This window comes from Vreelandella sedimenti, assembly GCF_013416325.1.
GTDB classification, from domain to species: Bacteria; Pseudomonadota; Gammaproteobacteria; order Pseudomonadales; family Halomonadaceae; genus Vreelandella; species Vreelandella sedimenti.
This window is the reverse complement of sequence record NZ_JACCGK010000014.1, coordinates 68,450-94,370: the sequence shown is the minus strand read 5'-3', so window position 1 is coordinate 94,370 and position 25,921 is coordinate 68,450. Positions and strand designations below refer to the sequence as shown.

Sequence of the window (25,921 nt, the reverse complement as noted above, 5' to 3'; positions counted from 1 at the left end):
CCTCGCGCATACATGCATGAGAGCAGCTAACCTGGCATTTCACTCGGTCATCAATAACCACTAACGACCATTTGATTGCAATATGTTTGACTGCGCAAGCATTTGAGTATATGTTTGTGGGATCAACCATTGCGCAAGAGTAATGACTATGCCGGAAAATATAGAGGCAGGATTGGTGTTAAGTGTCATCAACCTGCAAAGTAAAATCCAAAAACGGATTGGCGGTGCGCTTTCTGCGCATGGTATTGGCCTGTCCGATTATCTGGTTCTCAATCAGCTATACACCGCACCCAATCAAAAAGTACGCCGTTGCGATCTTGCTGAACAGGTCGGGTTGAGCCCATCAGGGGTTACTCGCCTTTTAAATCCTATGGAGAAAATAGGGCTGGTTAAGAAGCAGGAAAACCCTCGTGATGCCAGAGTCAGCCTGGTGGCACTTACCACTGCTGGGACAAAAACTTATGAAGATGCGCAAGTTTCGTTTAAACACGCTTCTGCCGCATTGCTTGAACCACTTGATAAGAAAGAGTTGGATGAGTTTTATAAACTGTTAAAGGAAGTGTTGTAGTTTTGTTTGCCCAATGGGCATTGACTCTTGATAGACCAGTCAGCAGATTTCAAGGGTTTGCACCCAACAAGCCACTGAAATCGGCGGAGGCACTTACCATGGCCAGAAATATTGAGATCAAAGCACGTATCGACAACATCGAAGCGCTCGAATCCAAGGTGGCTAAGACCGCGGACAATGGGCCTACCGAGATAGTGCAAGTCGATACCTTCTTCCAATGTGAGGCTGGTCGGCTGAAGCTTCGGGTATTTTCAGAAAAGCACGGCGAACTCATTTTTTACCGACGCGCCAATCAGGCAGGCCCGAAAGAATCGTTTTACGTTCGCTCGCAAACCGATGAGCCTGAGGCGTTGCGAGAGACGCTTGCGCTGGCTTATGGTGAAGTTGGTCGTGTTCGGAAACATCGCACGTTGTACCTTGTTGACAGGACTCGTGTACATCTCGATAGAGTGGAGGGCCTTGGGCACTTTCTTGAACTTGAAGTGGTGCTTTCCTCCAGCGAGTTATCACAATTCGGTGTTGAGATCGCGCACCGCCTATTGGATCAGCTCGGTATCGAGCCATCCCAGCTCATTGAAGGCGCTTATGTCGACTTGCTCGAGGAAAAGGGGAGCTAACCATCCATTCTACAGGCTTCTAACCAAGGAGCCGCGGAAGGTTGTCGAGTTCAGATGTTAGGGTAATCGGCTATGGGAACGGAGCTTTGGCTTCTGTATGTCAGCACCGTATTCACTTTGATGAGTACACCGGGCCCTAGCCAGCTTTTGATGCTTTCCAATAGCGTTAGCAATGGCTTCCAACGGTCGCTATTTATCGTGCTGGCGATTTGTCAGCCAATTTTTTACAAATGATTGTCGCCTCGATAGGTTTGGTGAGCATTGTTCAGCAATCCAGTGATTTCTTTATCGTTGTGAAGTGGGCGGGGGTGGCATATTTATCGTACTTAGGCCTACGGTTGATCTTCTCAAAGAGTGGGAGCCATGTAGGTGTGGCGAATCAGGGGAGGTCGAAAAAAAGCTTGTTTTGGCAAGGTTTTATCATTTCAGCCGCAAACCCTAAAGCCGTTATTTTTTTCGCTGCTCTTTTTCCACAGTTCATTAACCCATCTGAGCTCCTCCTGCATCAGTTTGCGATACTGAGTGCTACGTATCTCATCATGGGTGCGGTTTTCTTGTTTTCCTACGGTAAATCAGCTGAATGGATCAGTACGAAACTCAAGTCAGCAGCGCGCCAGTACTTAGGTAAGGTATCTGGATCGTTTTTGATTGGCGCAGCGGTGCTTCTAGGGCTAAAAGAAGTTGATGCTAACTTATAAAGCCTCGCCAGCGATAGATACGAGGGAGTAGGCTGTGGTCAAGCAAGTGGGTGGAGTTAAAGTTCAACCTAATCACAGAGCTACATGCCACTGCGGCATGGTGGAGTTCGAACTCAATCTGCCTGAGGGGCTTGTTGGCCCGAAAAGGTGTAACTGCTCTATTTGCAGGCGCAAAGGCGCTGTTATGGCCTATGTACCTTTGAGCTGTCTTCGCATTCTCCGCGGCGCCGAGCATCTAAAGCTATATCAGTTCAATTCAGGTGTCGCAAAGCACTACTTCTGCGTAAATTGCGGCATCTACACCCACCACCAAACGCGCTCGCACCCCACTGTGTATGGATTCAATGAAGGTTGGTGGTAAATGCCTAATAAGGCATCCCAATGGAATAGCTTTTACGAAGTCAGCTTCAAAGAGCTTAATGGTTTAGAGAAGATGGATATCGGCTGTCGGATTGTGCTGGATATCGAAAGCTTAAGTACTAGTGCCATTAATTTTTCATTGAAGAAATTTTCGCCGCATCAACTTTTATAACCGCTAGGTAGCTTAAACCCAGCGGCTATATCAATGTCGAACGTTTACTCAATTAAACGCGCTTCTTACCAGTATTTTTCATACTCATCACGTAAATAATGAACATGATGAGTGAGCCCATTACAAAACACCATACGCCTACGGTTGCGTAGCTCGCAAAAGCGGGAAGAAATAAAAGGCTGCCAAAGAAGAAAAATAAGCTTGATAAGAGGCCAAGTAGGTTAGGTAGCTGTTGATGCTGCGCTATCTCACTGTTCATTTTATTTCCTTATCTGAACTATTACTTTCAAGAGCCTCACAGTGCTTAAATACTAATGTCCGGTGCAAACTGAAAGCCCACCGATACTCGATTCCAACTGTTGATTTGGATAATAATGGCGGTGAGGTCAATTAGCCCCTGTTCACCAAACGCAGCTAGGGCGTTTTGATAGTCGTTGTCACTCACCGCTTGCTGGCTGACCAGTGTTAGTGCTTCGGCCCAGGCGAGTGCGGCGCGCTCTTGTGTGCTAAAGCAGGGTGCTTCACGCCAAGCAGGTAATACGTCTAAGCGAACCTGGTGTTCGCCATCGTCTCTGGCCTCTTGCGAATGCATGTGCTGACAAAAGCAGCAGTGATTAATTTGCGAAACACGCAGATTGACTAAGTGGATTATCGTGCGATTAACCGTTGAGTCTGGGGCAACGTTGCCTAGTGCAGTAAGGTGCTTAGCTAGGCGTGGGCAAAGGCGATACACCGACTGTTGAGAGATACGAGTAGACATGTGGGTGACCTCGGTGAGTAAGTTGAGAGCTCAGCTTAACGTCGAGGTTGTTTTACGCCTTGTAAATTTGCGACAGTTTGCGCTTGCGATAGGCGGCGGGCGTTTCATAGGCGAGGGTTTGGAAGGCATGGGTGAAGTGAGCTTGGTCATAGTAGCCGCATTGTAGGGCTATTTCCGTTAAGGGCAGCGTGGTTGCAAGCAGTCCATGGCGGGCTCGGTTCAGTCGGGCATAGGCCACTAATTGGCCTGGGGTAACGCCCACTTCACGTTTTAATTTGCGCTCCAGAGTACGTCGAGTAAACCCGAGCGTGGCGCCTAACTGTTGGGGCGGAAGCTGAAGTGCTCCAATAGCTTGAACAATCGTATTGATACGGCTATTGGTGGGTGGCTGGCTCTCTAGTCGATGTAACAACCATGTTTCCAGCAGGCGTAGGCCCTGTTGCGAGTCCAAATGGTAGAGGCGCTCTACCACAGGTATTAATCCTTGCAATCCTAATGGTTCAAGCTCGTTCTCCAAGCGGTAGTGTGTATCTGTGAATGCTTCGGGTAGCAAACCCAGCAAGCAGTGGGTGCCGGCTGCCTTAAAACGAATGCCCAGACAAGGTGCGGTGGTGTCGAGTGTCTCTATCAACGTGGTTTTGTTGAAACAGAGCGTGATAATGGGGTGGGGGCTGGTGAGCTTGATGCTGAGGCTAGCACCGGCATCTGGGTAGAACTTTTCGGTTCTTGATTCAGTGAGATGCCCTGGGCGACCCATTGACCAAAGGCACTGAACCCATGGGGCTAAGCGTTTATCAGGCAGGCGATGCCGAAAATTAAGATAGTTGGCGTTGCTTGGCAAGATGAATTCGGTCATGGCGTCAACCAATGGTATGTTTTTTTAATGATGGCTCACATTAACTCAATCACGCCGCGTCTGGGAGCTGGCCCGGCGCCATACACTAGGCGGCGCTTTTTCCTGGCGAGCCCAGCTGCGCCTTAGCTGCCGTTCATCGCCGAATCCAGACGCTTCGGCGATACGCGCTAGCGTCCACGTCGTTTCGGTCATTAACGCTTTGGCTCGCTGCAGGCGCAACCCCATAATGTAGTCGCCGACCAGCATGCCGGTGAGGCTTTTGAATTGGCGCCGAAAATGACGCTCGCTCATGGCTGCCTGAGCCGCCAATGTTTCGAGACGCCAGATTTGCGAAGGGGCGGCACATATTGCATCTTGAACGCGATGCAGCCGTTCATCCACATGATTGCGACCCTCAAGCCAGGCGCCCAGTTGAGGCTCCTGACCACTGCGGCGAAGATACAGCACCATCTCTCGCGCTACCGCCAGCGCCAGCGAGTGGCCGCAAGCACGGGTAAGCCAGTACAGCATGGTATCAATGCCGGTCGAAATCCCTGCGCTGGTTAAATAGCGCCCGTCCTCGGTAAAGATGCAATCACGTTGTACCTTTGCTTGTGGGGCTTTGGCTTGTAGCTGTTCAATTAGCGTGTGGTGAGTGGTACAGCGTCGCCCCTCTAACAGGCCCGCGTCTGCCAGTAATAGCGTGCCCGAGCAAACGGTCATCAGCGTATTTGCATAGTGGACATTCGACTTGAGCCAAGCGACACACTCTTGCTGCGTCAATGGCTCAAGGCTATTGCGGTACTGCCCAGGAATCAGCAGTAAATCTTGAGTAGGAAGCTGTTCAGGCAAGGGGTCGATGCCGCTAAGGGTAAGCGGCCCTAGCCACTGCATGGCCGCTTGGGGGCCGAGATAGCGCACCTGAACGTCTATCGAAAGCCGGTCAGCACACTGTAAGACCTGAAGTGGGCCAACCAAATCAAGTGGCACCTGGCCGGGCATCATCAATACCGCCACCCGCAGAGTGGTGGCTCTTGGGGATGGCGGGTGGCTATGTTGTTGCTCTTCACTCACGTGGGTTTTGCCATTCGTTGATCATGTCTTGTGTACTGATAATACGCGCAAAGCGGTCTTCAAGTACCAGTTCGGTGCGTGCCTTAATATCATCTGCTGACCAGATGATGCCGTGGCGTGTCATGGGGAACGTTAGGGTAGCATCGCTGATAAAGTCGACGCTAAACCCTAAGTCTGACGCCACCCGTGCGGTGGTTTCGCAGCATTGCTCGGTACGAATACCGCTAATCGCCAGCCGTTCAATGCCTCGCTCCCGTAACCATTTTTCTAGTGAGGTATCGCTGAAGGCATTATGTACACGCTTATGAAAGGTCACCGCCACTTCATCGTTAAAGTCATCAAGCGGACAAATGAGGTCACCATCAGGGTCGAAGGCCCCTTGGCTGCCGGGTTCTTCATGCAGAATGCGCACGACCGGTATATCGTTGGCCTGAGCTGCATTCAGTACCGCACGCTGCTTGGGTCGCCACGTCTGAGCCAGTGATTCTACCCAGTAATCGCGGGCCGGGAACGAGGCTTGAACATCAATTAATAACAATGCGGTTTTAGGCTGGATCATGGCTAATCTCATTGTGTTGAAGTGAGGTTCCAGATTAGCCGATACGCATTCTACCAACGATGCGTTGGTCGGTCACAAAGGGGACAATTTCGGCCATGTGTGGCCAAACTGCAGAGGGTGATTTGCAGGAGCAAGTAGGGTTTATTTTTTCACGCAGACAAAAATAGCGTTTCCAGAGGCGTTATCCCAGGGAATGATTTTTTCATAGTTGTGCTCAAACACATGAACCTCAAAGTGGGGTGCTAAGAGTGCGCTTAATTCCGCAAAGCTGACGGCTACCATGGGGTGTTCGTCGTTCCAAAGCTGTGTTCCTTCAGCGTTGGCTTTTTCAATGCTGAGCCTAAGCGACTGCTTTTCACCTTGGCCACTGTAGTGCCATCCCGAGCGGAACGTGAATAAATCGTTTTCTTGTTTGGCGCTGTGTTTAACAGATAAACCGTTATCGATTTTGTCTTTATCGACTGCGTTAAAACAGAAAATACCACCAGACTTGAGTGCGCAATGAACACTGGATATACACGCGTTTAGCTTTTCAATCCCACCGTTATAGTGGATTGAGTATAAAAAGCAGGTGACTAAGTCTTGAGATTCGATCGCCTTGAAGTCACTCATGTCTTGCAACGTGAAGTGCGCTTCTGGGCAACGCGTGGCGGCAATATCCAGCATGGGTTGATTGATATCAAGCCCACTGCTGGCGTATCCAAAATCAATGAAATGGCGCACGTGTGGGCCGGTGCCACAGGCTAGATCTAGGTGTGTCGTACCGCCGTTGCCGAAAATCAGATGCAGCCTGCGAATGGCGTGACTTTGCGCTTGATAGTCGATATCTATGCACATCAAATCGTAGTAGCCAGAAAGGTCGGTATAGAGGGCATTGACGGACATAGTGACCTAATAGTGGCAACTGAAATAGGGTGGGTGGCGCATAGTAAACGAGCGGGTGGGGTTTGAGAAGCGGACACCGCTTTGAGTTTAACGATTACGCAAATACATCTTGCAGCCCTAAAGAAACTCTGGCGATGACCGATATACAACTAAGACCATCGAGATTTTTCTGGTCGTTGCTAAATGCCGAGAGTGCCCGTTATGCCGAAAATGCTGATCTTTATCATCACCTTTCTTCTTATTCTGTCTAACCAAGCGCAGGCAAATTCGAGTGCGGCAGAAGCGGCGGCGTTGGCGTGGCTAGAAGCCATCGATAGTGGTCAGTATGAGCAGGCATGGGAATCTTCCTCTTCACTACTAAAAAAGCCGCTTTCACCGCACATGTTAGAACGGACGATTGGTGCAGCGCGTCGTGACTTTGGTGCGGTTCAGTCGCGTCGGCAAGTAAGCGCCGTCCGCGAAACCTCCATGCCTGGGGCTCCAAGAGATGACTACGCGGTTTTGACGTTCCAAACACGTTTTGAAAACAGGCCGCAGATTACGGAAACCATCACTCCTCACTTGGAAGAGGGTACATGGAAAGTGAGTGGTTATTACTTGAACTAACCGGCTCCTCAAAAAATATTTGCAACCACCTCTGACTTTCAGCATCGCCACCTTGGTTCAGCATTGTTTATTCTCGAATCCTGCCATCACGTTGTTCATGACGAAGCTCAATGTGGCTGCTACGTTGAGTAGATAGCCTTGTGTATGTTGCTATGGATAGGCTTCAGATTCATACGGGAACTTTCAAGGCGTTGAATGCGAGGAGCGGGTATGCAAACCCTTTCTCTCAAATCGCACTGGCTCTGGTTGATGGTTGCCGGTTTGCTAATAGCTACTATGTCGTTGACGTGGCAGGCCATGGCACAAAACGCTTCACCCAGCGTTCTGGTGCTTAATATTGAAGGCGCTATCGGCCCGGCGACCAAGGACTACTTTGAGCGTGGGCTGGATAAAGCCCGCGAACAGGGCAGTGAGGTGGTAATCGTCGAGCTCGATACCCCCGGCGGGTTGGTCGACACCACCCGCGACATGATTCGCGAGATGCTCAACGCTGATATTCCCGTGGTGATGTACGTTTTCCCCAGTGGTGCGCGAGCGGCAAGCGCGGGCACCTATCTACTTTACGGTAGCCACGTGGCTGCCATGGCTACCTCGACCCATCTCGGCTCGGCCACGCCGGTACAAATGGGCGGCGGGTTGCCCGGCAGCGATGAAGGCGAAGAAGATAATTCGACTGAGGAGTCGGATGGCGAGGGCAGCGCCATGGAACGCAAGGTGATGGAAGATGCGGTGAGCTTTATCCGCAGCCTAGCGGAACGTCATGATCGCAATGCCGATTGGGCTGAAGAGGCCGTGCGCAATGCGGTCAATCTCACTGCCAGCGAGGCGCTGGAGCAGAACGTAATCGATGTGGTGGCGCACGATCTTGACGATTTACTTGAACAGATTGACGGCATGAGCGTGGTCATGGAAAGCGGTGACGCCACGCTTGATACCGCAGGCCTCACCATTGAACGCTTCGACCCTGATTGGCGCACCCAGGTGCTATCGCTGATCACTAATCCCAACATAGCCTTCTTCTTGATGATCATCGGCTTTTACGGGCTGGTTTTCGAACTGGCCAGTCCCGGCAGCCTGTTCCCCGGCACCATTGGCGTAATTTGCTTGCTGCTCGCCCTGTTTGCGTTTCAGGTGCTGCCGATTAACTACGCCGGGCTTGCGCTTATGGTGGTTGGGCTGGCGTTGATGGTGGGCGAGGCATTTATGCCTAGCGTCGGTGTGCTGGGGGTTGGCGGCATCATTGCCTTTGTACTTGGCTCGGTAATGCTGATGGACGCGGAGCATCTTGCCATTTCGCTACCGCTAATCGGTGGTGTGGCATTGGTCTCCGGGGGGCTAATGCTATGGACGTTAACACGCTTTGCAACGCTGCGCCGTCGTTCGGCACACACTGGAGCGGAGCAGTTAATCGGCGCAGACGCGGTTGCACTGGAGGATTTTGAGACCAGCGGTCATGTAAGGCTGCATGGCGAGCGCTGGAACGCAGTGAGCGATGCGCCAGTCAAACGAGGTGAAAAACTTGTGGTGATGCGTCTTGAAGGCTTGACGGTCTATGTGACGCCCCGCTAGTGCCCACTTTTTGACATAACCGACCCACTGCTAAACGAGGTGTCCAATGATTATTTCGTATTTAGTTCCTGTCGTGCTGGTGGTGATGTTGATCGCTGCCTCTATTCGCATACTGCCAGAATATAAACGCGGGGTAGTGTTCTTTCTGGGGCGTTATCAGACAGTGAAAGGGCCTGGGCTAGTCATTGTGATTCCCGCCATTCAGAAGATGGAGGTGGTGGACCTGCGCGTCATTACCATGGATGTGCCGGAACAGGACGTGATTTCTCAGGATAACGTCACCGTTAAAGTTAATGCGGTGCTTTATTTCCGTGTCGTCGATCCTGAAAAGGCGATCATTCAAGTCGAGAATTTTACCCAGGCGACGAGTCAACTGGCACAGACCACTTTGCGCTCCGTGCTGGGTAAGCACGATCTGGATGAGATGCTTTCCGAGCGCGATAAGCTTAACGACGATATCCAGGAAATCATCGATACCCAAACCGAAGCGTGGGGTATCAAGGTCGCCAATGTTGAAATTAAGCATGTAGACCTGGATGAGAGCATGATCCGCGCCATCGCGCGCCAGGCCGAGGCAGAACGTGAGCGTCGCGCTAAGGTGATTCACGCCGAAGGGGAACTGCAAGCATCCAAGAAACTGGTCGAGGCGGCCAATGTCATGCAGGAAAACTCTGCCGCGCTGCAACTGCGCTACCTGCAAACCATGAGCGACATGAGCAACAAGAATGCCTCGACAATCGTTTTCCCACTGCCCATGGACATCATGGAAGCATTCAAGGATATGAAGGCTAAACACATGGCATCTGGGCCGGATACCCATAAAACTGATGGCTGAGACATTACTCCAGTTCGAGTAAAGTGTGGGCATGCACGAGTAGACATACTGCAAAGCCGTACATGGTAAAAGTGTACCTGTCGGGTAGGTATTTATGAGGCCTTATGTTTTATAGTGTAGGAACCCCCTGAACTGGAAAACGGCATGAACTATATTGTCGGTTTGATTTTAACCTTCGCTACACTGCCAGCGTTTGCTTCGGATACTGCTCAAGACTGCGAAAACGCTATGTCGACGATGGAGATCAACCAGTGTGCGCAGTTGGAGCTAGGAACCGCTGAGGCGGATATGCAGCGCTATCTCGACGCGGTGCTCAATGAGCATGAGGCTGACGCTGCCTTGGTGGAGTCGATTCAGCAGGCCCAGGAGTCCTGGGAAGGTTATCGCCAAGCTCATTGCGATGCGGTGTACACCCAGTGGCGTGATGGCACCATAAGAGGCGTAATGTCGCTTTCGTGTAAAAAACAGCTTACCCAGGCGCGTACACATACGTTATGGGAGAGCTTTTTAGTCACGATGGAAGGCGAGTCGTTACTACCGGAGCCCGAGCATTAAGCAGTGTTTAATAGTGTGAGCTTCATTACTTCTTTTCCAGCCGCGACGGAATCCATGCCATATATCGCCGACACCCCTGAACCGCCTTACTACGCCGTTATTTTCACTTCACTACGCACCGAGGTCGATAACGGCTATGACGCAATGGCGGTAAGAATGGTTGAGCTTGCAGCGCAGCAGCCGGGGTTTTTAGGGGTGGAGTCTGCTCGTGATGAAGTGGGTGTAACCGTTTCTTACTGGGCCGATTTGGCATCTATTAAAGCGTGGAAAGCCCATGCTGAACATCAAAAAGCTCAGCGGCTAGGCCATCAGCAGTGGTACCAGCACTTCAAAACCCGTATCGCCAAAGTCGAGCGAGATTACGGTATTTAGCGACTGCTAGCAGTTCAGTTGCCTAAATCACCAGCCCCGCCAGTGCCTGCATCCCTAGCGCCACCGCAAGTACAACAACCCCTGCCACCAAGCTGGTTACCAAGGCATGGCGTTTCCAGAGTACCAGAACACGGTGGCCAAAGCGGTGAACCAGCCAGGCAAGGCCGAAGTAGCGCAAGCCACGGGCGGTTAACGCCGCCAGTACGAACAGCATAATCGGGTAGCCGGAAAGCCCGGCGGTAATCATCGCCACTTGGAAGGGAATTGGCAGTATGCCAATGGCCAAAATTGCGGCAAAACCGTACTGATCGAAAAATATTTGGAATGCCTGGTAGCTACTCTGTATTCCCATAGACTCAATAAACCAGGTGCCCACCGACTCATAAAGTACTAAGCCAATGCTGTAGCCCACCAGCGATGCGATGAGGCAGCCCGCAGTAGTGACCAAAGCCAGCAACCAAAGCCGCTGACTATTAACGGCCATCAGGGGTAACAATACCAGTTCAATAGGAATGGGCAGAATAATAGTCTCCAGAAAGGAGAGGGTAGCGAGTAGCCAGAGCATATTCTGAGAGCGGTTAATGCGTTCAAACCACTGCTTAGTGCGTTTGTATGTTATGGCCATGCAGGTCCTACACTTCGGGATTAATGCGGCGATAGGCAGCCGCTAATAGGCTGTAGAGACCAAACGCGAAGAGTCCCAGCGCGACAAAACCAAGTAACCACTGGCCGTAGGGTTGGCTTCGCAGGGTACTAAACACTTCCCCCATGCCGCCTGCTTGATTGGGATTGATTTGATAAGCGGCGACGATAAAAAAACTACCCACGATCACAAATACAAGACCACGAATCACTAAGCCGAAACGGCAGATTGGATAGGCCCATTGTTGAGTTTGTGGTGGCATAGCAAAGTGTTTGTCGAATTTGGCCTTGTAGCCTTTAAGCGCGTGGGCAATGCCTACGCCAATCATGATGAGGCCAACCCCACCTACCAGCCAGCGCCCGAAAGGCTGCTGCATCAGCCAACCTGCGACGCCTTGTGAGCCGCCGCCTGAATCACCTGAAGAGCCCGCAAATTGAAAGATGAGCGTGGCGGCAAAAAATGCCAACAATGTGTGGGTAATGGCGCTCGCCAATAAGCCCGCACGAATTGCCAGCCCCTTGGCGCCGTTGCCGTGATGGTCAGTGTCTTTAACCGCTTGGATGATCCGCCACATCGCGTAACCCACCAAGCCGATGGCCATAATGGCTAACAAGACTTTTCCGAAGGGAGCGGTGAGCACGCGTTCTAAGGCACCCCGACTGCCTTCTGTTTGGCCGCCTTGCCCAAAGGCTGCCAGCGCTGCAAGGCCGCCGACTAATACATACACAATGCCCCGAGAGGCGTAACCCATGCGGGCGAAAAGGGTAATCGCATCACGGTGGTCGGGGTTACTCATACTATTGGCCATGGTGTCCTCCTGACTTATTAGGCGTTGCGTATCCCTATGCAATCTAGTTTATATAGCGCTTATCAGCGGCCATACTGGGCTTGTGCTGTGCTATTGTCCAGCCTAGGCCAAGCCGAAGCGTCAAAGGCTATTTTTGAATAACACGAGCAGAGCATGAGTACAATTTCGTCACCTATCTTCTGGCGGGATGCGCATATGCCCTATGTGGAACTGCGCGAGATTAGCGATGCGCGACAAGTGTGCTATGCGCCGCACAGCCATACGCATTGGTCGCTGGGGGCCGTTACCGCAGGTAAAAGCACTTTTTGCTATCGCGATGCGACGCATCAGATTAGTGCGGGTGACATCGTTATGATGAACCCCCACTGGGTGCATGCCTGCAACCCCATCGAGAATCAGCCCTGGGCATATATGATGCTCTACGTCGATATTGAGTGGCTGAGTGAATTGCGTTACCAATTGGGCCTGTTGAATACGCCGTACTGGCAAGATATCGCTACCGCCGTCATTACCCAGCCCGCGCTTTATGCCGGGTACTGCGATATGGCCGCTTGTTTGCTGGATGAACACCGCGACATTGGCGATAAGCAAACGGCGCTAGTCGAGTACTTGTCTACCATGCTGCAAGTGCTTGCTCAAGATTCCCCCGCGGCACTGCCCCAAGCGCCCAGTGCGCTAGAAAATGTCGCGGCCTATTTGCGTGCCAATTGTAGCGCTGATATATCGCTAGAACGCCTATGTGAGCAGTCCGGCTATAGCGCTGGGCACCTGATTCGCGCCTTTAAACAGCACTTCGGACTGACACCTCATGCTTACCTGATTAATCAGCGCATTCAGATGGGGCAGCAAGCGTTAAAACAAGGGCAACCTATCGTTGAGGCGGCTTTGAACGCTGGCTTTAATGACCAGCCCCACTTTCAAAGAACGTTTAAGCGGTTGGTAGCAGCGACACCCAACCAGTACCGCTACCCGCTACTCAACCAGTAAGACAATAGCGCTAGCCGCCAGGCAGATAGCGAGTACGCGGTTAATCGTCAGTAAGATGATAGGACGATGAACATAGCGTTTCAGAAAAGCGCCTGCATATACCCAACTGGCTAGCGATAGCCAGCAAATAGGCAGATAAAGGCCGGCGAACAGCCATAGCAGATAGGGATCATTAGCAGTGGTGTAGGCGCCAATGCCAGCGGCAGACGCCAGCCACGCCTTGGGGTTGAGCCACTGCATCATGGCGCCTGTCATAAACCCTGGGGCTTTGATCCCGGCACGCTCCTGTAAGCGCCCATCGTGCTGTAAAAGTTGATAGCTGAGGTAGAGCAAAAACAGAATGCCTGCCCAGCGTAAAAACGTTTCCAGCAGTGGCACCACACTCAGCAGGGAGTAAAGGCCAGCACCGATGGCTAAAAACAGCGCAAGAAACCCCAGCGTGGCGCCGGTTACAAAAACAAGCCCTTTAGCGATAGGGTAGTGCGTACCGCTACTCAAACAAACGATGTTGACCGGCCCCGGCGAAATAGACGCGGCAAGCGCAAATGCGGCCATGGGTAAGGTTGTCGATGCTAGTAAAACGCTCATTGTCATCCTCCTCGGTAGTGACAGGAGTTTGCAATGGCAGCTATTGGCGGTATTGCACAAAATTGAGGTGGTTGCTTAAGCCGTTGCCTTGCTAGTGCCCAAAAACCGACCAGCCGGTGCGCTGCACAAACATTTCGAGCGCCTGGGTGCCCAGCAAACTGTTGCCGTAGGCATCCAGCCCCGGTGACCAAACTGCGATGGAGCCATGGCCGGGTGCAATCGCCAGAATGCCACCGCCCACGCCACTTTTGCCAGGCAGGCCGACGCGAAAGGCAAACTCTCCCGAGGCGTCGTAGTGCCCGCACATCATCATGAGTGAGTTGATACGCCGTGCTCGCTGAGGAGCGACTACACGAATACCGCTGGGTTTGTTGATACCATCCGAGGCCAAAAATAGCCCGGCATGGGCCAGCTGTTCACAGCTCATGGCAATCGCGCACTGGTGGAAGTAGGTGCCCAGCACCTTATCGACATCATGGCGAAGATGGCCAAAGGCCTTCATGAAATGTGCCAGTGAGGCGTTGCGGTCACGATGGGCCATTTCTGAAGCGGCCACCGCGTGGTCGAAGTAAATGCTGTCGTCATCGGCGATATAGCGCACAAAGCTAAGAATTTCGCCAAGTGTCTCTTTGGGCTCGTGGCCCATCATGATCGCATCGGCCACCGCAATGGCCCCAGCATTGATAAACGGGTTACGCGGTTTGCCACTTTCATGCTCAAGCTGAACGATCGAGTTGAAAGGGTCGCCCGAGGGTTCGCGACCTACTTTTGACCACAGTGAATCGCCCATTTGTCCGAGAGCGATCGTTAGCGTAAATACTTTAGAGATACTCTGAATAGAGAAGGGTGTGGTAGCACAGCCCGCCGAGTACACTTTGCCATCCACCGTGGAGAGCGAAATGGCAAACCGCTGTGGGTCAACATGGCCAAGCTCGGGAATATAGTCTGCGACCTTACCGCGTTCTTCGGCGGTTGCCATGGCTGCTGCAATGTCATTGATCAAGTCTTGCATGGGCGTATCGTGTACCGTCAATTGAGGCGGGGCATTACCCTAGCGAAAACGAGTGGAAATGTCTGTTAAACATAGCGTCTCTTTTAAACATAAACTGTCTGATTACCCGCCAGTGCGCAAGATTCGGGTCGGCAACTCGCCTTTGAAGGCATAGGCTGAAAGGAACAAAGCAGCTCCAACGGCCAGAGAGATAACACAATGAATGACTATGAGCGTATCGAAAAAGCCATGGCCTATATGGTGGCTCATGCGGCGGAACAGCCCAACCTGGAAACGGTGGCTGCTCATGCTCATTTGAGTGCCTTTCACTTCCAGCGGCTGTTTTGTCGCTATGCAGGGATTAGTCCCAAACGCTTTTTGCAGGCACTCACCTTAGAGCGCGGCAAGCAGTTGATGCAGTCGTCCACTTCTTTGCTGGATACCGCCCATACCCTTGGGCTTAGCGGTGGCTCGCGGCTTTACGACCACTTTGTTCAGTTAGAGGCGGTCACGCCCGGCGAGTATAAGCGCCAGGGTGAAGGAGTGGAGATCGCTTATGGTGTTCACGAAACACCTTTAGGTCGCCTATTCGTCGCGGTAACGCCCAGGGGTATCTGTCGAATGGGGTTTGTCGATACGACTAATTCGGAAGCGTTATTAACACGGCTTGCCAAAGAGTGGCCGCGCAGCACCTTTCAACATAGTACTGAGGCCACCCGCTATGCGGTGGAAAGGCTGTTTACTCAGCACGAAGAGAGGGCTGCCGCTGTGTCGCTACACGTAACCGGCACCAACTTCCAAATAGCGGTTTGGCGAGCGCTGCTAACGATTCCCGAGGGGCAACTTGCCAGCTATTCCCATATAGCCCAGGCGCTGGGGGCACCTAAATCGTCCCGAGCAGTGGGCAATGCGGTGGGCGCTAACCCCATCGCGCTATGGATCCCCTGCCATCGGGTGATTCAACAAAGCGGCGCACTCGGTGGTTACCGCTGGGGATTAGAGAAAAAGCAGATGGTACAAGCCTGGGAGCTGGCGCTGGCTCACACAGATAACACAGCGCTCGCCCCCAGTTTAACGACCTAATCAATCAGCCCATTCGCATCAAAAAACGGGAAAGGGCCTGGGTAGTGCTCGATAAACCCTTGGTGAGTCACCATGCTGATAGTTGCCGACCACTGGTGTAGCAGGTAACCGGGGGGCTCTAGCTGAAAGCTGGAGGGGCCGTCTGGGGTGAGATCCAAACTCACCTGATGGGAAACCCCAGGGCAGCTAATCGCCAAGGTATTAGCAAAGCGGGCTTGGATCGAGCGGTGTAAGTGCCCACAGAGCACGCGCTCGACCTGGGCATATTTGCCAATGACGTCGGCTAGCGCGTCTGGTCGCTTCAGCGGCTGGCGATCCATATGGTCGATGCCACTAACAAAAGGGTGATGATGCACCATGACTAGAGTCGGTTTATCGGGCTGCTCTGCCAGGGTGGTGTCTAGCCACTGCAGACTTTCATCGCTTAGCTCACCGTGGGGCTTACCGGGCACTGATGAGTCGAGCCCCACTAAGCGCACCGGGTAGTCATCCACGACCCACTGTAAATAGTCGCGGTGCTGAAATAGATAACGGTGCTCGGGAAAGGCGGCGCGCAGATGTTCGCGGCCATCATGATTGCCAGGGATCAAGTACACGGGCAGCGTTAATTCAGCCAGGATCTGCTTAAAGGTGGCGTACTCGCTAGGGTGGCCAAAATCAACCAAGTCACCGCTAATTAGCACCAGGTCGGGCCGCGGCGCTAGCTGATTGAGCGTGCTGATTGCTTGGCGCAGCGCACTGGCGGTATCTACCTGGCGGTAAGAGAGTTTCCCGCCCGCCTTGATATGCGGATCGCTAATCTGGGCGATAAGGCATTGCTGGGCATGAGGATCTTTCTGAGCGTTTAAACCTTGATCAGTCATTGGCCATCTCCTTGGCATTAACAGGGGCAGTGGGCTTATCTGGATGAAAAAGCACGCTGGAGGGGAGTGCCAAACCAATCGCGGTGCCGTTTGGCCAGCGCTGGCGGGAGGGTGCCTCAATCTGGAGTGGCGAAGCGCCGCCCGTGTCCACCATCAGGCGCTGGGTCTGGCCCAGGAAAATGCTTTGTACCACTTTCCCCTTTACATCGGCTTGGTCAACTGAAACCACCTGAATATCTTCTGGACGGCAGTAGACAGTGGATACTCCCTGCAAATGGGCTGCGATAAGCTCACCGCCATTGACGACCAATCCTCCATCGGCGCGTGTGCTGATCACGTCCAGGCAGTTAACCGCGCCAATAAAATCAGCCACAAAGGCGTTGGCCGGCTGATGATAAATCTCTTGGGGGGTGCCCAACTGCGCAATGCGTCCGGCTTGCATTACCGCGATGCGGTCACCTAAGGCCATCGCCTCGTCTTGATCGTGGGTGACGTAGACCGCAGTAGTGCCCAATTCACGCAGCAGTTGGCCAATCTCGATGCGTAAGCGGTCGCGCAGTTTGGCGTCTAGAGCTGCTAACGGCTCATCAAACAGCAGCACCTTGGGGCGAACCGCAATCGCACGGGCGAGAGCGACGCGCTGCTTTTGGCCGCCGGAGAGTGCGTCGATGCGCCGATCACCAAAGCCTTGTAAATCGACCATATGCATGACTTCGTCAAGCCGATGGGCGATCTCGGCACGTGGCAAACGCTGTATTTTCAAGCCATAGGCAATATTGTCGGCAACGCTCATGTTGGGAAATAGCGCGTAGTTTTGAAACACCATTCCCACGTCGCGCTGCTCAATCGGCAGAGCGGTGACATCACGCTCGCCAAACATTACTTGCCCGCCTTTGTCGGGGCTTTCCAGGCCGCTAATAATGCGCAGGGTGGTGGTTTTGCCGCAGCCGGAAGGGCCCAGCAGTACCAGGGTTTCGCCCGCATTAACTTGCAAATCAAGCGGCTGGAGCGCTGTGTTGTCGCCTGCGAAGGTGCGGCTGCATTGGTGTAGCGTAATGCTGACAGATGAACTCATAACGGATTCTCAAATAATAAAACTTAGCGGCGCTGCTCGGTGAGTCGGCCGGCCCATTGAATCGCCACTAGCAAGGGCACCACCATCACCAAAAATATCAGCGTGTAGGCTGAGCCTATTTCCAGGCGCATCGATGCGTAGCTGTCGGCTAAGCCGACCGGTAGCGTTTTGGTTAATGGGGTATGCAGCATCCAGGTAATGTTGAATTCACCGATCGATAAGGTGACCACCATCAGCGCTCCCGCCAAAATGCCGCTCATACAGTTGGGGATGACCACCCCGAAAAAGCGTTGCCTGAAACTGGCACCTAAGCTGGCGGCGGCTTCTTCCAGTTGGGGAAGCTTGGCGGTTTGCATCACGGAGAGCACCGCGCGCACCATAAAGGGCAGGGTAAACAGCACATGGCCAACAAGAATAAATAGCCAACTGCCGCGAAATTCACGGTAGCTACCATAGGCGAGCAGTAGGGCAAGCGCGGTGGCCAGCCCGGGTACGGCAACCGGCAGCAGCAGGAGCTCTTCAATCGCATTGGCCCAGCGGCGACGGCTGCGCAGCAGGCCATAGGCGGCGGGTACGCCAATCAGGATAGTGATCAATAAACAGGCGAGCGCCAGTTTAATCGACAGCCAGATGGTATCGGCGTAGAGCTGCCACACCTCATTTACCCAGCGCAGGGTCAGACCGCTCTCAAGACCCACAAAGTAGTTCTCGGTTAGCCCCGCCATGACCGACATGACCACGGGCACGATCATGAACAGGCACACCAGCAGGGTGAAGCCCAATTGCAGCGTAAAGCGTAGACGCGATTTCATACGGAGGCTCCCAAGTTGCCGCCTGCCAGCCTGCGGGCAAGGCTCAATGCCATCCACGTAATCACACCCAGCACCACCGAAAGCGCGGCGGCCATGGCAAAGTTAGCGTAGTTGGTGAATTCGCCGTAGATATTGAGCGGCAGAATGCTTAACCGCGTACCGAGGGTAAACGCCGTGCCAAAGGCGCCCATACTGGTAGCAAAGCAGATGGCACCGGTTGAGAGTAGAGCGGGTGCAATGCCGGGCACTATAACGTCTTTGGTGACCTGCCAAGTGTTAGCGCCTAACGAGCGAGCTGCCTCTTCAAGGCTTTGATCCAGGTTGTCGCAGGCTGCCATCACCGTGGTAATGACGCGAGGAATGGAGAAGTAGAGGTAGCCAATAAATAGCCCGGCCAGAGAGTAGGCAAACATCCAGCGCTCGCCAAACAGCCACAGGCTGGTTTGCGCCAAGGCTCCCTGGCGTCCCCCCAGCATGATGACCAAAAAGCCCACCACCACGCCTGGAAAAGCCAGCGGAAAGGTGAGGATAGCCACTAGTATGGACTTGCCAAAAAAACGCTGACGGGCGAGAAAAAATCCGGCAACGCCCGCAATGGCAACCGCTACCAGTGACACTACCAATGAGAGGCCAACGGTGGTCGCTAGACTAATTAAGTACTGACGATGGGTAAGAATGGTCAGGTAAGCGCTAACACCACTGCTTGGATCAGCCCCGGCGCCCATCATGATCAGACGCGAAAAAGGCAGTAGCCAAAAGGCGCAGAAAATCACCAGGGCAGGCAGTAAGGCGAACAACGCGATAAAGCGTTTACGCCGGGCTGGGCCTACCATCGTCGATGGTCGACTTAGGTAAGAAGCAGCCCCGAAGGGCTGCTTGGATGCCGCTGTCATGATTAACGAACCTCCGACAGATACCGCTCAGAGAAGCTACGTTGAGCAGCCGCCATAGCGGGGTAGTCAAGCGCCTCAGCACGGGCATACTCGCTATCGGGCAGAAAGACTTCGCGTGCTTCAGGGGAAATGGCGCTGGCGCGCACAGGGCGTAGGTAAGCATCTGCCCATACCGCTTGGCCTTGATCAGACAGCACGAAATCAAGTACTTGCTGGCCGTTCTCAGGGTTAGGGCCATCTTTCACCAGGCTCATAACATAGGGCACTACCACGCTGCCCTCTGCGGGAATCACAAACGCTACGTTGGCACCATCGCTATGGCGTGCGCGGTAAGCGTTGAAGTCGTAATCGAGAAGAATCGGGATCTCACCAGAAAGTACTCGAGCGTAGCTGGTTTGTTTGGGCACAATCGGGTCGTTTTCGGCGAGCTGATTGAAGTAGTCGATCGCCGGGGTAAAGTCGTTAAGATCGCCACCCATTGCCAAGTTGACCGCTACAGCACCTACATAGCCGACAAAAGCGCTGGCGGGGTCAAGGTAACCCACCATGCCGCGATACTCGGGCTTGAGCAGATCTTCCCAGGAAGTGGGCACCGGCGCGCCATCCAAGGCGTCAACGTTGACCATAAAGCCGAGGGTGCCGGAGTGAATGGCAAACCAGTTGCCTTCGGGGTCTTTCAAGCCTTCGGGTATCTCGTCCCAATGGGCAGGCTGGTAGGGCGTCACTACGTCCTCTTCCATGGCTTGAATGCCGAAGGTCACCCCGTAGTAAACGACATCGGCCACCGGGCTACTGGCTTCGGCAACCAATTGTGCTAAGGATTGGCCGGAGTTCTTGTTGTCTTGCGGCACGCGAATGCCGGTCTCCTGTTCGATCAAACGCAACTGAGTGCCCCAGTCCGCCCACTCAGGCGGGCAGTTGTAGCAGATCGCGTTGTCGCTTGACTGGGCAGTAGCGACCCCTGACGCACTGATAACCGCCGTGGCCAGTAACGCTTGATAAAGACGCTTAAGGTTCATGCGTTTAAGACTCATGCCGTGTTCCTCTATGAAGTGCTTAACGTGGACTTACGGGATGTCGGGGTTCCGACACTTTCGCCCTTACGCAATGCGTGGGGCAGGGGATCAGGCGTGCATTCTTCTCCCCGAATCATGGCTAGCAAGGTGTGAACCGCGGTGCGCCCAATGTCGGCGCGAGGCTGTTCAATGGTGCATAGCGATGGATAGAGGTGTTTGCCTAAGGCAATTCCATCAAAACCCATTACAGAGAGATCGCTAGGCACGTTAAAACCTGCGCGTTGCAGTTCGCCCATCAGGCTGATGGCGAGCAGATCATTGGTACAAACCACTGCGCTGAGAGCGTCTGGCCCTTGCAGTGCAGGTGTTAGGCTTTTCAGGTCAGCTTGGGTATGGCGGGCCATCTCAACCAACGGATGTGCGATCAGGCCTGCCTCGTCCATAGCGTGGCAGTAACCGTCAAAGCGCTGCCGGGCGCGGTCTGATTGCAGCAGCGGGCCAGCGACCATGCCAATGCGTTCATGGCCCAAAGTGATTAAATGACGGGTGGCATCAGCGCTGGCGGCGCGGTTATCGACGCCGATGGAGGGGAAACCGCTGTTCCCAGGCGGGTTGTAGACCAGTAAGCACGGGGTGGTTTCCAAACTGAGCTTGACCAGCACGGCGCTGTTATCGGCTTCAGCTACGGTAAGCACCAAGCCATCCACGCGCTGGCGCAGCATCTCCTCAACAATGTCACCCTCCCGGCTGGGTGAGTATTCACTGGTGGTAACGATCAGTGAGTAACCAGCCGCTCTGGCTGCTACTTCCATGGCTTGTAGCTGCTCGGCAAACACTGGGTTATCGAGACTGGGCACCATCACGCCAATCATCTGTGTCGCTTGAGAGCGAAGCTGTTGGGCGATTTTATTAGGCCTAAAAGCCAGCTGCTGTGCAGCGTTCAAAACGCGTTCTCGGGTAGCTGGGCGTACCAAATCGGGGCTTGAAAAAGCCCGCGCCGCGGTTGCCCGGGAAACCCCGGCGAGTTTGGCCACACTGAGTAAATCTGCCATGCAAATACCCTGTTATGAAATAATGAGATCGATCTCATTTGTTGGGTATCAGCGTAGAGTGGGTGTGTGACGGATAAATGGCGGGAATATGTATTTTTAGAGTGATTATGGTGACAGGGCGATTAACAATCATAAAAACGAATGCTACTGAAAAGGGTGCCTGTTTTGCTCGATCACATTGCGCCGATTTCTAGGGGCCGCTAAAGTCTCGCTCTTGTTCACCTGGACGAGACTTCTTTATGGCCACACTGATGATTCAAGGCACCACCTCGGACGCGGGTAAAAGCACCGTGGTGGCTGCCCTTTGCCGCGTGCTAGCAAGGCGTGGAGTATCGGTGGCGCCTTTCAAACCTCAGAACATGGCGCTGAATAGCGCCGTGACCGAGGACGGCGGCGAGATTGGCCGTTCCACGGCGTTACAGGCGCAAGCCTGCTATTTAGCCCCCCACAGCGATATGAACCCGGTACTGCTAAAACCGGAAACAGATCGTGGCGCTCAGGTGATTTTACGCGGCAAAGTGCATGGCCATATGGATGCGCTGGATTACCACGCCTATAAACGCATCGCGAAAGAGAGCGTGATGGCGGCATGGCAGGCGTTGGAAAACCGCTTTGACGTGATTATTGCCGAAGGGGCGGGCAGCCCTGCTGAGATCAACCTGCGCGAGGGGGATATCGCCAATATGGGCTTTGCCGAAGCGGCTGATTGCCCAGTGATACTGGTGGGCGATATTGACCGCGGTGGGGTATTTGCCCAATTGGTAGGTACGTTGGTGCTCTTGAGCGAGAGCGAACAGGCGCGTACCAAAGGCTTTATTATCAACCGCTTTCGAGGTGATATAGCGCTGCTTAAGCCGGGGCTTGAATGGCTGGAGGAGCGTACTGGAAAAACCGTATTCGGAACACTGCCTTATCTGCAGGGGCTGCTGCTGGATGCCGAAGACAGCATTGGTTTAACCCACGCCGAAAAGGCTAGCCAGACGCTTAACGTAATCGTTCCGGCGCTACCGCGCATCAGTAACCACACTGACTTCGATCCGCTGCGGTTGCACCCACAGGTATCGCTGACCTTTGTGGGGCCCGACCAGCCGATACCTGCCGCCGATGTGATCATTCTGCCCGGCAGTAAAAGTACCGCGAGCGATTTGGCGTGGTTAAAGCAACAGGGCTGGGATAACGCTATTCAGCGCCACCTGCGCTACGGCGGCAAGGTGCTAGGTATTTGCGGTGGCTTTCAAATGCTGGGCAAATGGGTGGATGACCCTGACGGCCTGGAGGGAAAATCTGGAAAAGTAGTGGGATTAGGGCTGCTACCCCTTACCACGCGGATGGTGGCGGGCAAGCAACTGCGTAACGTGAGTGGCTTAACCGTGGCAGAGGGCGCTACTGTCAACGGCTATGAAATCCATAACGGTGTAAGCGATGGGGCAGCGCTTGGTTTGCCGCTATTTAAAATAGAGGGTCGACCAGAAGGCGCGGTCAGTGAGGATGGCCAAATAATCGGTACTTACCTGCACGGGTTATTTAACCACCCGGAGGCCTGTCAAGCCCTACTGAAGCAGTTGGGACTCGTTAATGGAGAGCAGAGCGATTATCAAGCTCACCGAGAGCGTGAGCTTGACCGCTTAGCCGATATGCTGGAAGCCCATATCGATATCGAGGCGGTTATTGCGCTGATTGATGTGGGCGTTTCGCCATCACGGTAATTTCAACACTGCTATCGCCGCAGATATGGGGGGATTCGGTGCAGGTGCGGGCAGGGTAGCATCCAGGTTCAAAGTATTCCGCGTAAACACTGTCCATGTCTTGGAGGGTGTGTAGGTCAGTGAGATGGATATCCACCCGCACTATGTCTGCAAGGCTACCACCTTCCATTTCAAGCATGCGCGCCAGTACGCGCATCACAAGGCGAGTCTCTTCTTTTACGTCGCCTCGGGCAGCATGGCCGTTAGAGAGATCTGCGACGGTCAGCCCGGAGATAAAGATGTAGTGATCATCAACTACCATGTGACTACCGGGGAAATTTGGTGTCGGCATGGTAGGGTCATTCATAAAGGTGGGCATGCTAGCTCCTTCTAAGTGATGTTCACGCTTACAGTTCTCTTCGACAGGTTGTTAGCAGTAGTGTTCAGTATCAGTAAAAATGAATGGAGGACACGTGAGGCACGTCGCGCTGTCAAAACGGTGATGTTTGCTCTAGGCTTGCGGGTTTTTAGTCGCTGAGGATGATTCAAATGAAGGTCGTACACGTTAACGCAGAGGCCCAGCGCAACGCCTGTCTGGCGCGATTATGCGCTGAGGTATACGGGCAACAGGCTGGTCTGACGCCGCTGGTTGTGTTCACCGGCACCTGCAGTGTGTTATTCCCTCAGGAAGCCGCGCGCTTGTTTGCTGCCGTTGACGGCCAGGGTAAACCCCAAGCGCTGGCGCTGCTAGTGCTGGACGAAGAAGGCGAGGGTATGACCGTGACCCACGCCTGCACGCTTGACCAGACAGATGCCCAGCAGCGTTTGATCAGTGAGCTTACTCTGAAAGCGCCGCTACGGGTCGAAGTGGATAATTCCGAACAAGAAGCGTTCTATCAAAAAAGTGGTATTAAGCGCTGGTTTGGCGGAGCGGATGGCAAACGCATAGGCTTAGGCGCACGCCACCCGGCCAAAAGCGTTAGCGAGCTGGCTCCAACCCTGAGTTTAGACGAAGCGCTGATCCTGCGTCGTTTCAAACACGATCCAAAAGCTTTTGAAGAGGCTAAACAGGCATTTCTGAAGGGCTTAAACGATTTTCCACAGACGCTTTAATAGTCATTAGAAAACGTTGCGTTCCAGTTTATGCAACCAAGTTGCACGTTGTTGCCATGTTATTTACGTGTTGCCCCGATAAAATAAGCATCACGACTAGCTTATAAAATGAAGGGAGACGCTCATGGCATTACCGATAATGGATAACAGCCAACGATATGGTGCGGTTAGCCGCTTGTTGCACTGGGGGATGGCGTTACTGTTTGCTTGGCAGTTTACTAGCGCCACGGCGCATTGGCTGTTTCCAGACACTCCTTTCGAAGCGTTTTTCTGGAGAACCCATTACACGATGGGGGTACTGCTGCTCACTGTGGTAATGCTGCGAGCGGTATGGGCGTTGGCCAATGCATCGCGCCGTCCGCCATCGGTGAGCGTTATGGCAAAGTTGGGCCATCTTGCCCTCTATGGCTTGATGATGGTGATTCCGACGATTGCGCTTATTCGCCAGTACGGTTCGGGCCGTTCGCTTGAGGTGTTTGGCTTTACGCTGATGTCAGGTTTTGAAGGCGAGGAAATCACCTGGATGACGGATCTGGGCGGTTTGCTCCACGGTGAGCTAGGCTGGACATTGCTAGCGTTGATCGTAGGGCACATCGTGATGGCCATTTTGCATCGCAAGCTGACTCACCACGACGTGCTGACGCGCATGGCCAGATAATCAGACTACTTCTTTGCTAGCTCGCGCATGGCGGTTTCCAGACCCTCCATGGTCATGGGGTACATGCGGTCATCGATGATCTCGCGGATCAATTGGGTCGAGTAGGTGTACTCCCATGCCCGGGGTGGCATCGGGTTAAGCCACGCCAGGCGGGGAAACGTTTCGCATAAACGCTTCAGCCACACGCCGCCTGCTTCGTCGTTAAAGTGCTCTACGCTACCGCCCGGGTGAGTGACCTCATAAGGCGACATGGCCGCGTCACCGACAATCACTACCTGGTAATCCGTGCCGTAGGTGTGCAAAACATCCATGGTCGGGATCCGCTCGTTCCCCCGACGCATGTTGTTTCGCCAAACCCCTTCGTAAAGGCAGTTATGAAAGTAGTAGTGCTCCAGATGCTTGAACTCTGAGCGGGCGGCAGAGAACAGTTCTTCGCAGACGCGAATATGATCATCCATCGAGCCGCCCACATCCAAAAATAGCAGCACTTTAACGGCGTTATGGCGTTCCGGGCGCATCTGAACGTTGAGTAGCCCGGCGTCCTTGGCGGTTTCGCGAATAGTGCTATCCACGTCAAACTCATCTAACGCCCCTTGGCGGGCAAACTTGCGCAGCCGACGAAGCGCCATTTTGATATTGCGCGTGCCTAATTCCAGAGAATCATCGTAATCGCGGAAGCGTCGCTCGTCCCAGACCTTGGAGGCGCGGCGATGGCGCGAGCCATCCTGGCCAATGCGAATGCCTTCCGGATTGTAGCCGTAGGCCCCAAAGGGGCTGGTGCCGCCAGTGCCGATCCATTTATTGCCGCCCGCGTGGCGCTCTTTTTGCTCTTCCAGGCGTTTTTTGAACGTCTCGATGAGTTCTTCAAGGCCGCCCAGGGATTCAATCTTGGCTTTCTCTTCATCCGTTAGCTGCTTCTCAAACTCCCGGCGTAGCCAGTCATCGGGGATCAGCGCCTCAATGGCGGCGTCCATGTCCTCCAGGCCTTTAAACCAGGCGGCGAAGGCACGATCAAAGCGGTCAAAATGGCGCTCGTCTTTGACCATCACCGTGCGGGCTACCTGATAGAAGGCCTCCATGTCGGCGAACACCACACCGCGTTCTACCACGGCGTGAAGATCCAAGAGCTCGCGCAGCGATACCGGAACGCCCGCGCGCTTTAACGTCTCAAACAGGCCGATAAACATGG

The 25,921-nt window shown here is 53.6% G+C and carries 33 protein-coding genes; 15 read left to right on the top strand and 18 right to left on the bottom strand.

All coding sequences use genetic code 11. The features are described from left to right. Positions 1 to 148 precede the first annotated feature (148 nt). The 5 genes from HZU72_RS16390 (at position 149) to HZU72_RS16370 (ending at position 2,415) form a co-directional block, all read left to right on the top strand. Positions 149 to 568 carry a MarR family winged helix-turn-helix transcriptional regulator gene (locus HZU72_RS16390; RefSeq protein WP_235976154.1) on the top strand — a complete coding sequence of 140 codons (420 nt, stop codon included), beginning with the start codon at positions 149 to 151 and terminating at the stop codon, positions 566 to 568. A gap of 98 nt (positions 569 to 666) precedes the next feature. Next, a complete protein-coding gene (locus tag HZU72_RS16385; RefSeq protein WP_180093972.1) occupies positions 667 to 1,185 on the top strand; it encodes a class IV adenylate cyclase in 519 nt (172 codons plus the stop codon). Positions 1,186 to 1,394: 209 nt separating this feature from the next. Further along, complete coding sequence (locus tag HZU72_RS16380) at positions 1,395 to 1,883, top strand: LysE family translocator (RefSeq protein ID WP_235976153.1); 489 nt, start codon at positions 1,395 to 1,397, stop codon at positions 1,881 to 1,883. 34 nt (positions 1,884 to 1,917) lie between these two features. Further along, the gene (locus HZU72_RS16375) at positions 1,918 to 2,244 is read left to right on the top strand and encodes a GFA family protein (RefSeq protein ID WP_443089498.1); all 327 of its coding nucleotides are present in this window, start codon (positions 1,918 to 1,920) and stop codon (positions 2,242 to 2,244) included. Next, the gene (locus tag HZU72_RS16370) at positions 2,245 to 2,415 is read left to right on the top strand and encodes a hypothetical protein (protein WP_180093970.1); all 171 of its coding nucleotides are present in this window, start codon (positions 2,245 to 2,247) and stop codon (positions 2,413 to 2,415) included. A 52-nt stretch (positions 2,416 to 2,467) separates the two neighbouring features. On the opposite strand, the gene HZU72_RS16365 is transcribed toward HZU72_RS16370, so the two are convergent. The 6 genes from HZU72_RS16365 to HZU72_RS16340 form a co-directional block, all read right to left on the bottom strand. Further along, entirely contained in the window at positions 2,468 to 2,674 is a 207-nt protein-coding gene (locus HZU72_RS16365; RefSeq protein WP_180093968.1) for a YrhK family protein, read from the bottom strand. Positions 2,675 to 2,719: 45 nt separating this feature from the next. Beyond that, positions 2,720 to 3,175: a carboxymuconolactone decarboxylase family protein gene (locus HZU72_RS16360; protein WP_180093966.1), complete on the bottom strand. Its 456-nt coding sequence runs from the start codon at positions 3,173 to 3,175 to the stop codon at positions 2,720 to 2,722. 52 nt (positions 3,176 to 3,227) lie between these two features. Then, a complete protein-coding gene (locus HZU72_RS16355) occupies positions 3,228 to 4,031 on the bottom strand; it encodes a helix-turn-helix transcriptional regulator (protein WP_235976151.1) in 804 nt (267 codons plus the stop codon). 45 nt (positions 4,032 to 4,076) lie between these two features. Continuing rightward, on the bottom strand, positions 4,077 to 5,084 hold the full coding sequence (locus HZU72_RS16350) for a GlxA family transcriptional regulator (RefSeq protein WP_180093962.1): 1,008 nt from the start codon (positions 5,082 to 5,084) through the stop codon (positions 4,077 to 4,079). Further along, positions 5,077 to 5,643, bottom strand: coding sequence for an isochorismatase family protein (locus HZU72_RS16345; protein WP_180093960.1), 567 nt, complete (start codon positions 5,641 to 5,643; stop codon positions 5,077 to 5,079). The genes HZU72_RS16350 and HZU72_RS16345 overlap by 8 nt, the downstream gene beginning before the upstream one ends. A gap of 141 nt (positions 5,644 to 5,784) precedes the next feature. Continuing rightward, positions 5,785 to 6,528 carry a class I SAM-dependent DNA methyltransferase gene (locus HZU72_RS16340; RefSeq protein WP_180093958.1) on the bottom strand — a complete coding sequence of 248 codons (744 nt, stop codon included), beginning with the start codon at positions 6,526 to 6,528 and terminating at the stop codon, positions 5,785 to 5,787. A gap of 201 nt (positions 6,529 to 6,729) precedes the next feature. Between HZU72_RS16340 and HZU72_RS16335 the strand changes: the two genes are divergently transcribed. The 5 genes from HZU72_RS16335 to HZU72_RS16315 all read left to right on the top strand — a co-directional run bounded on the left by HZU72_RS16335 (position 6,730) and on the right by HZU72_RS16315 (position 10,465). Then, positions 6,730 to 7,134 (top strand): DUF4019 domain-containing protein, encoded by a 405-nt coding sequence (locus HZU72_RS16335; protein ID WP_180093956.1) that lies wholly within the window; start codon positions 6,730 to 6,732, stop codon positions 7,132 to 7,134. Positions 7,135 to 7,344: 210 nt separating this feature from the next. Beyond that, positions 7,345 to 8,703 (top strand): NfeD family protein, encoded by a 1,359-nt coding sequence (locus tag HZU72_RS16330; protein WP_180093954.1) that lies wholly within the window; start codon positions 7,345 to 7,347, stop codon positions 8,701 to 8,703. Positions 8,704 to 8,749: 46 nt separating this feature from the next. Then, positions 8,750 to 9,538, top strand: coding sequence for a slipin family protein (locus tag HZU72_RS16325; RefSeq protein WP_180093951.1), 789 nt, complete (start codon positions 8,750 to 8,752; stop codon positions 9,536 to 9,538). Positions 9,539 to 9,682: 144 nt separating this feature from the next. After that, entirely contained in the window at positions 9,683 to 10,093 is a 411-nt protein-coding gene (locus HZU72_RS16320) for a lysozyme inhibitor LprI family protein (RefSeq protein ID WP_180093949.1), read from the top strand. A 54-nt stretch (positions 10,094 to 10,147) separates the two neighbouring features. Further along, complete coding sequence (locus HZU72_RS16315; protein ID WP_180093947.1) at positions 10,148 to 10,465, top strand: antibiotic biosynthesis monooxygenase family protein; 318 nt, start codon at positions 10,148 to 10,150, stop codon at positions 10,463 to 10,465. A 22-nt stretch (positions 10,466 to 10,487) separates the two neighbouring features. Here the strand turns inward: HZU72_RS16315 and HZU72_RS16310 are convergent, their stop codons facing one another. Both HZU72_RS16310 and HZU72_RS16305 read right to left on the bottom strand, forming a co-directional pair. Continuing rightward, positions 10,488 to 11,090 carry a YqaA family protein gene (locus HZU72_RS16310; RefSeq protein WP_180093945.1) on the bottom strand — a complete coding sequence of 201 codons (603 nt, stop codon included), beginning with the start codon at positions 11,088 to 11,090 and terminating at the stop codon, positions 10,488 to 10,490. Positions 11,091 to 11,097: 7 nt separating this feature from the next. After that, positions 11,098 to 11,916 carry a DUF1206 domain-containing protein gene (locus HZU72_RS16305; RefSeq protein ID WP_180093942.1) on the bottom strand — a complete coding sequence of 273 codons (819 nt, stop codon included), beginning with the start codon at positions 11,914 to 11,916 and terminating at the stop codon, positions 11,098 to 11,100. Between the two features lie 153 nt (positions 11,917 to 12,069). Between HZU72_RS16305 and HZU72_RS16300 the strand changes: the two genes are divergently transcribed. Continuing rightward, entirely contained in the window at positions 12,070 to 12,903 is an 834-nt protein-coding gene (locus tag HZU72_RS16300) for an AraC family transcriptional regulator (protein ID WP_180093940.1), read from the top strand. Here HZU72_RS16300 and HZU72_RS16295 read toward each other — a convergent pair. Together HZU72_RS16295 and HZU72_RS16290 are read right to left on the bottom strand one after the other, a co-directional pair. After that, positions 12,889 to 13,497: a LysE family translocator gene (locus HZU72_RS16295; protein ID WP_180093938.1), complete on the bottom strand. Its 609-nt coding sequence runs from the start codon at positions 13,495 to 13,497 to the stop codon at positions 12,889 to 12,891. The two genes, HZU72_RS16300 and HZU72_RS16295, sit on opposite strands and share 15 nt — an antisense overlap. Before the next feature lie 85 nt (positions 13,498 to 13,582). Continuing rightward, positions 13,583 to 14,503, bottom strand: coding sequence for a glutaminase (locus HZU72_RS16290; protein WP_180093936.1), 921 nt, complete (start codon positions 14,501 to 14,503; stop codon positions 13,583 to 13,585). A 198-nt stretch (positions 14,504 to 14,701) separates the two neighbouring features. On the opposite strand from HZU72_RS16290, the gene HZU72_RS16285 reads away from it, so the two are divergent. Further along, positions 14,702 to 15,565, top strand: coding sequence for a bifunctional transcriptional activator/DNA repair enzyme AdaA (locus tag HZU72_RS16285; RefSeq protein ID WP_180093934.1), 864 nt, complete (start codon positions 14,702 to 14,704; stop codon positions 15,563 to 15,565). On the opposite strand, the gene HZU72_RS16280 is transcribed toward HZU72_RS16285, so the two are convergent. The 6 genes from HZU72_RS16280 to HZU72_RS16255 are packed head-to-tail and all read right to left on the bottom strand — an operon-like array spanning position 15,562 to position 21,276. Then, the gene (locus HZU72_RS16280) at positions 15,562 to 16,428 is read right to left on the bottom strand and encodes a phosphodiesterase (RefSeq protein ID WP_180093932.1); all 867 of its coding nucleotides are present in this window, start codon (positions 16,426 to 16,428) and stop codon (positions 15,562 to 15,564) included. The two genes, HZU72_RS16285 and HZU72_RS16280, sit on opposite strands and share 4 nt — an antisense overlap. Further along, positions 16,421 to 17,503, bottom strand: a complete 1,083-nt coding sequence (locus HZU72_RS16275) for an ABC transporter ATP-binding protein (protein WP_180093930.1) — start codon at positions 17,501 to 17,503, stop codon at positions 16,421 to 16,423. Before HZU72_RS16275 ends, HZU72_RS16280 begins: the two co-directional genes overlap by 8 nt. A gap of 23 nt (positions 17,504 to 17,526) precedes the next feature. Then, a complete protein-coding gene (locus tag HZU72_RS16270; RefSeq protein WP_180093928.1) occupies positions 17,527 to 18,315 on the bottom strand; it encodes an ABC transporter permease in 789 nt (262 codons plus the stop codon). Beyond that, positions 18,312 to 19,208: an ABC transporter permease gene (locus tag HZU72_RS16265; protein WP_180093926.1), complete on the bottom strand. Its 897-nt coding sequence runs from the start codon at positions 19,206 to 19,208 to the stop codon at positions 18,312 to 18,314. Before HZU72_RS16265 ends, HZU72_RS16270 begins: the two co-directional genes overlap by 4 nt. A gap of 2 nt (positions 19,209 to 19,210) precedes the next feature. Continuing rightward, positions 19,211 to 20,242: an ABC transporter substrate-binding protein gene (locus HZU72_RS16260; RefSeq protein WP_180093924.1), complete on the bottom strand. Its 1,032-nt coding sequence runs from the start codon at positions 20,240 to 20,242 to the stop codon at positions 19,211 to 19,213. Positions 20,243 to 20,253: 11 nt separating this feature from the next. Then, positions 20,254 to 21,276, bottom strand: coding sequence for a substrate-binding domain-containing protein (locus HZU72_RS16255; RefSeq protein WP_180093922.1), 1,023 nt, complete (start codon positions 21,274 to 21,276; stop codon positions 20,254 to 20,256). 239 nt (positions 21,277 to 21,515) lie between these two features. Here HZU72_RS16255 and HZU72_RS16250 point away from each other — a divergent pair, with 239 nt between their 5' ends. Continuing rightward, entirely contained in the window at positions 21,516 to 22,982 is a 1,467-nt protein-coding gene (locus tag HZU72_RS16250) for a cobyric acid synthase (RefSeq protein WP_180093920.1), read from the top strand. Here HZU72_RS16250 and HZU72_RS16245 read toward each other — a convergent pair. Then, entirely contained in the window at positions 22,942 to 23,340 is a 399-nt protein-coding gene (locus HZU72_RS16245; RefSeq protein ID WP_180093918.1) for a RidA family protein, read from the bottom strand. The genes HZU72_RS16250 and HZU72_RS16245 overlap by 41 nt on opposite strands. Before the next feature lie 170 nt (positions 23,341 to 23,510). Between HZU72_RS16245 and HZU72_RS16240 the strand changes: the two genes are divergently transcribed. Both HZU72_RS16240 and HZU72_RS16235 read left to right on the top strand, forming a co-directional pair. After that, positions 23,511 to 24,074, top strand: coding sequence for a hypothetical protein (locus HZU72_RS16240; protein WP_180093916.1), 564 nt, complete (start codon positions 23,511 to 23,513; stop codon positions 24,072 to 24,074). A gap of 124 nt (positions 24,075 to 24,198) precedes the next feature. Continuing rightward, positions 24,199 to 24,732: a cytochrome b gene (locus tag HZU72_RS16235; protein ID WP_180093914.1), complete on the top strand. Its 534-nt coding sequence runs from the start codon at positions 24,199 to 24,201 to the stop codon at positions 24,730 to 24,732. A gap of 5 nt (positions 24,733 to 24,737) precedes the next feature. On the opposite strand, the gene HZU72_RS16230 is transcribed toward HZU72_RS16235, so the two are convergent. After that, a complete protein-coding gene (locus HZU72_RS16230) occupies positions 24,738 to 25,919 on the bottom strand; it encodes a vWA domain-containing protein (RefSeq protein ID WP_180093912.1) in 1,182 nt (393 codons plus the stop codon). Positions 25,920 to 25,921 lie beyond the last annotated feature (2 nt).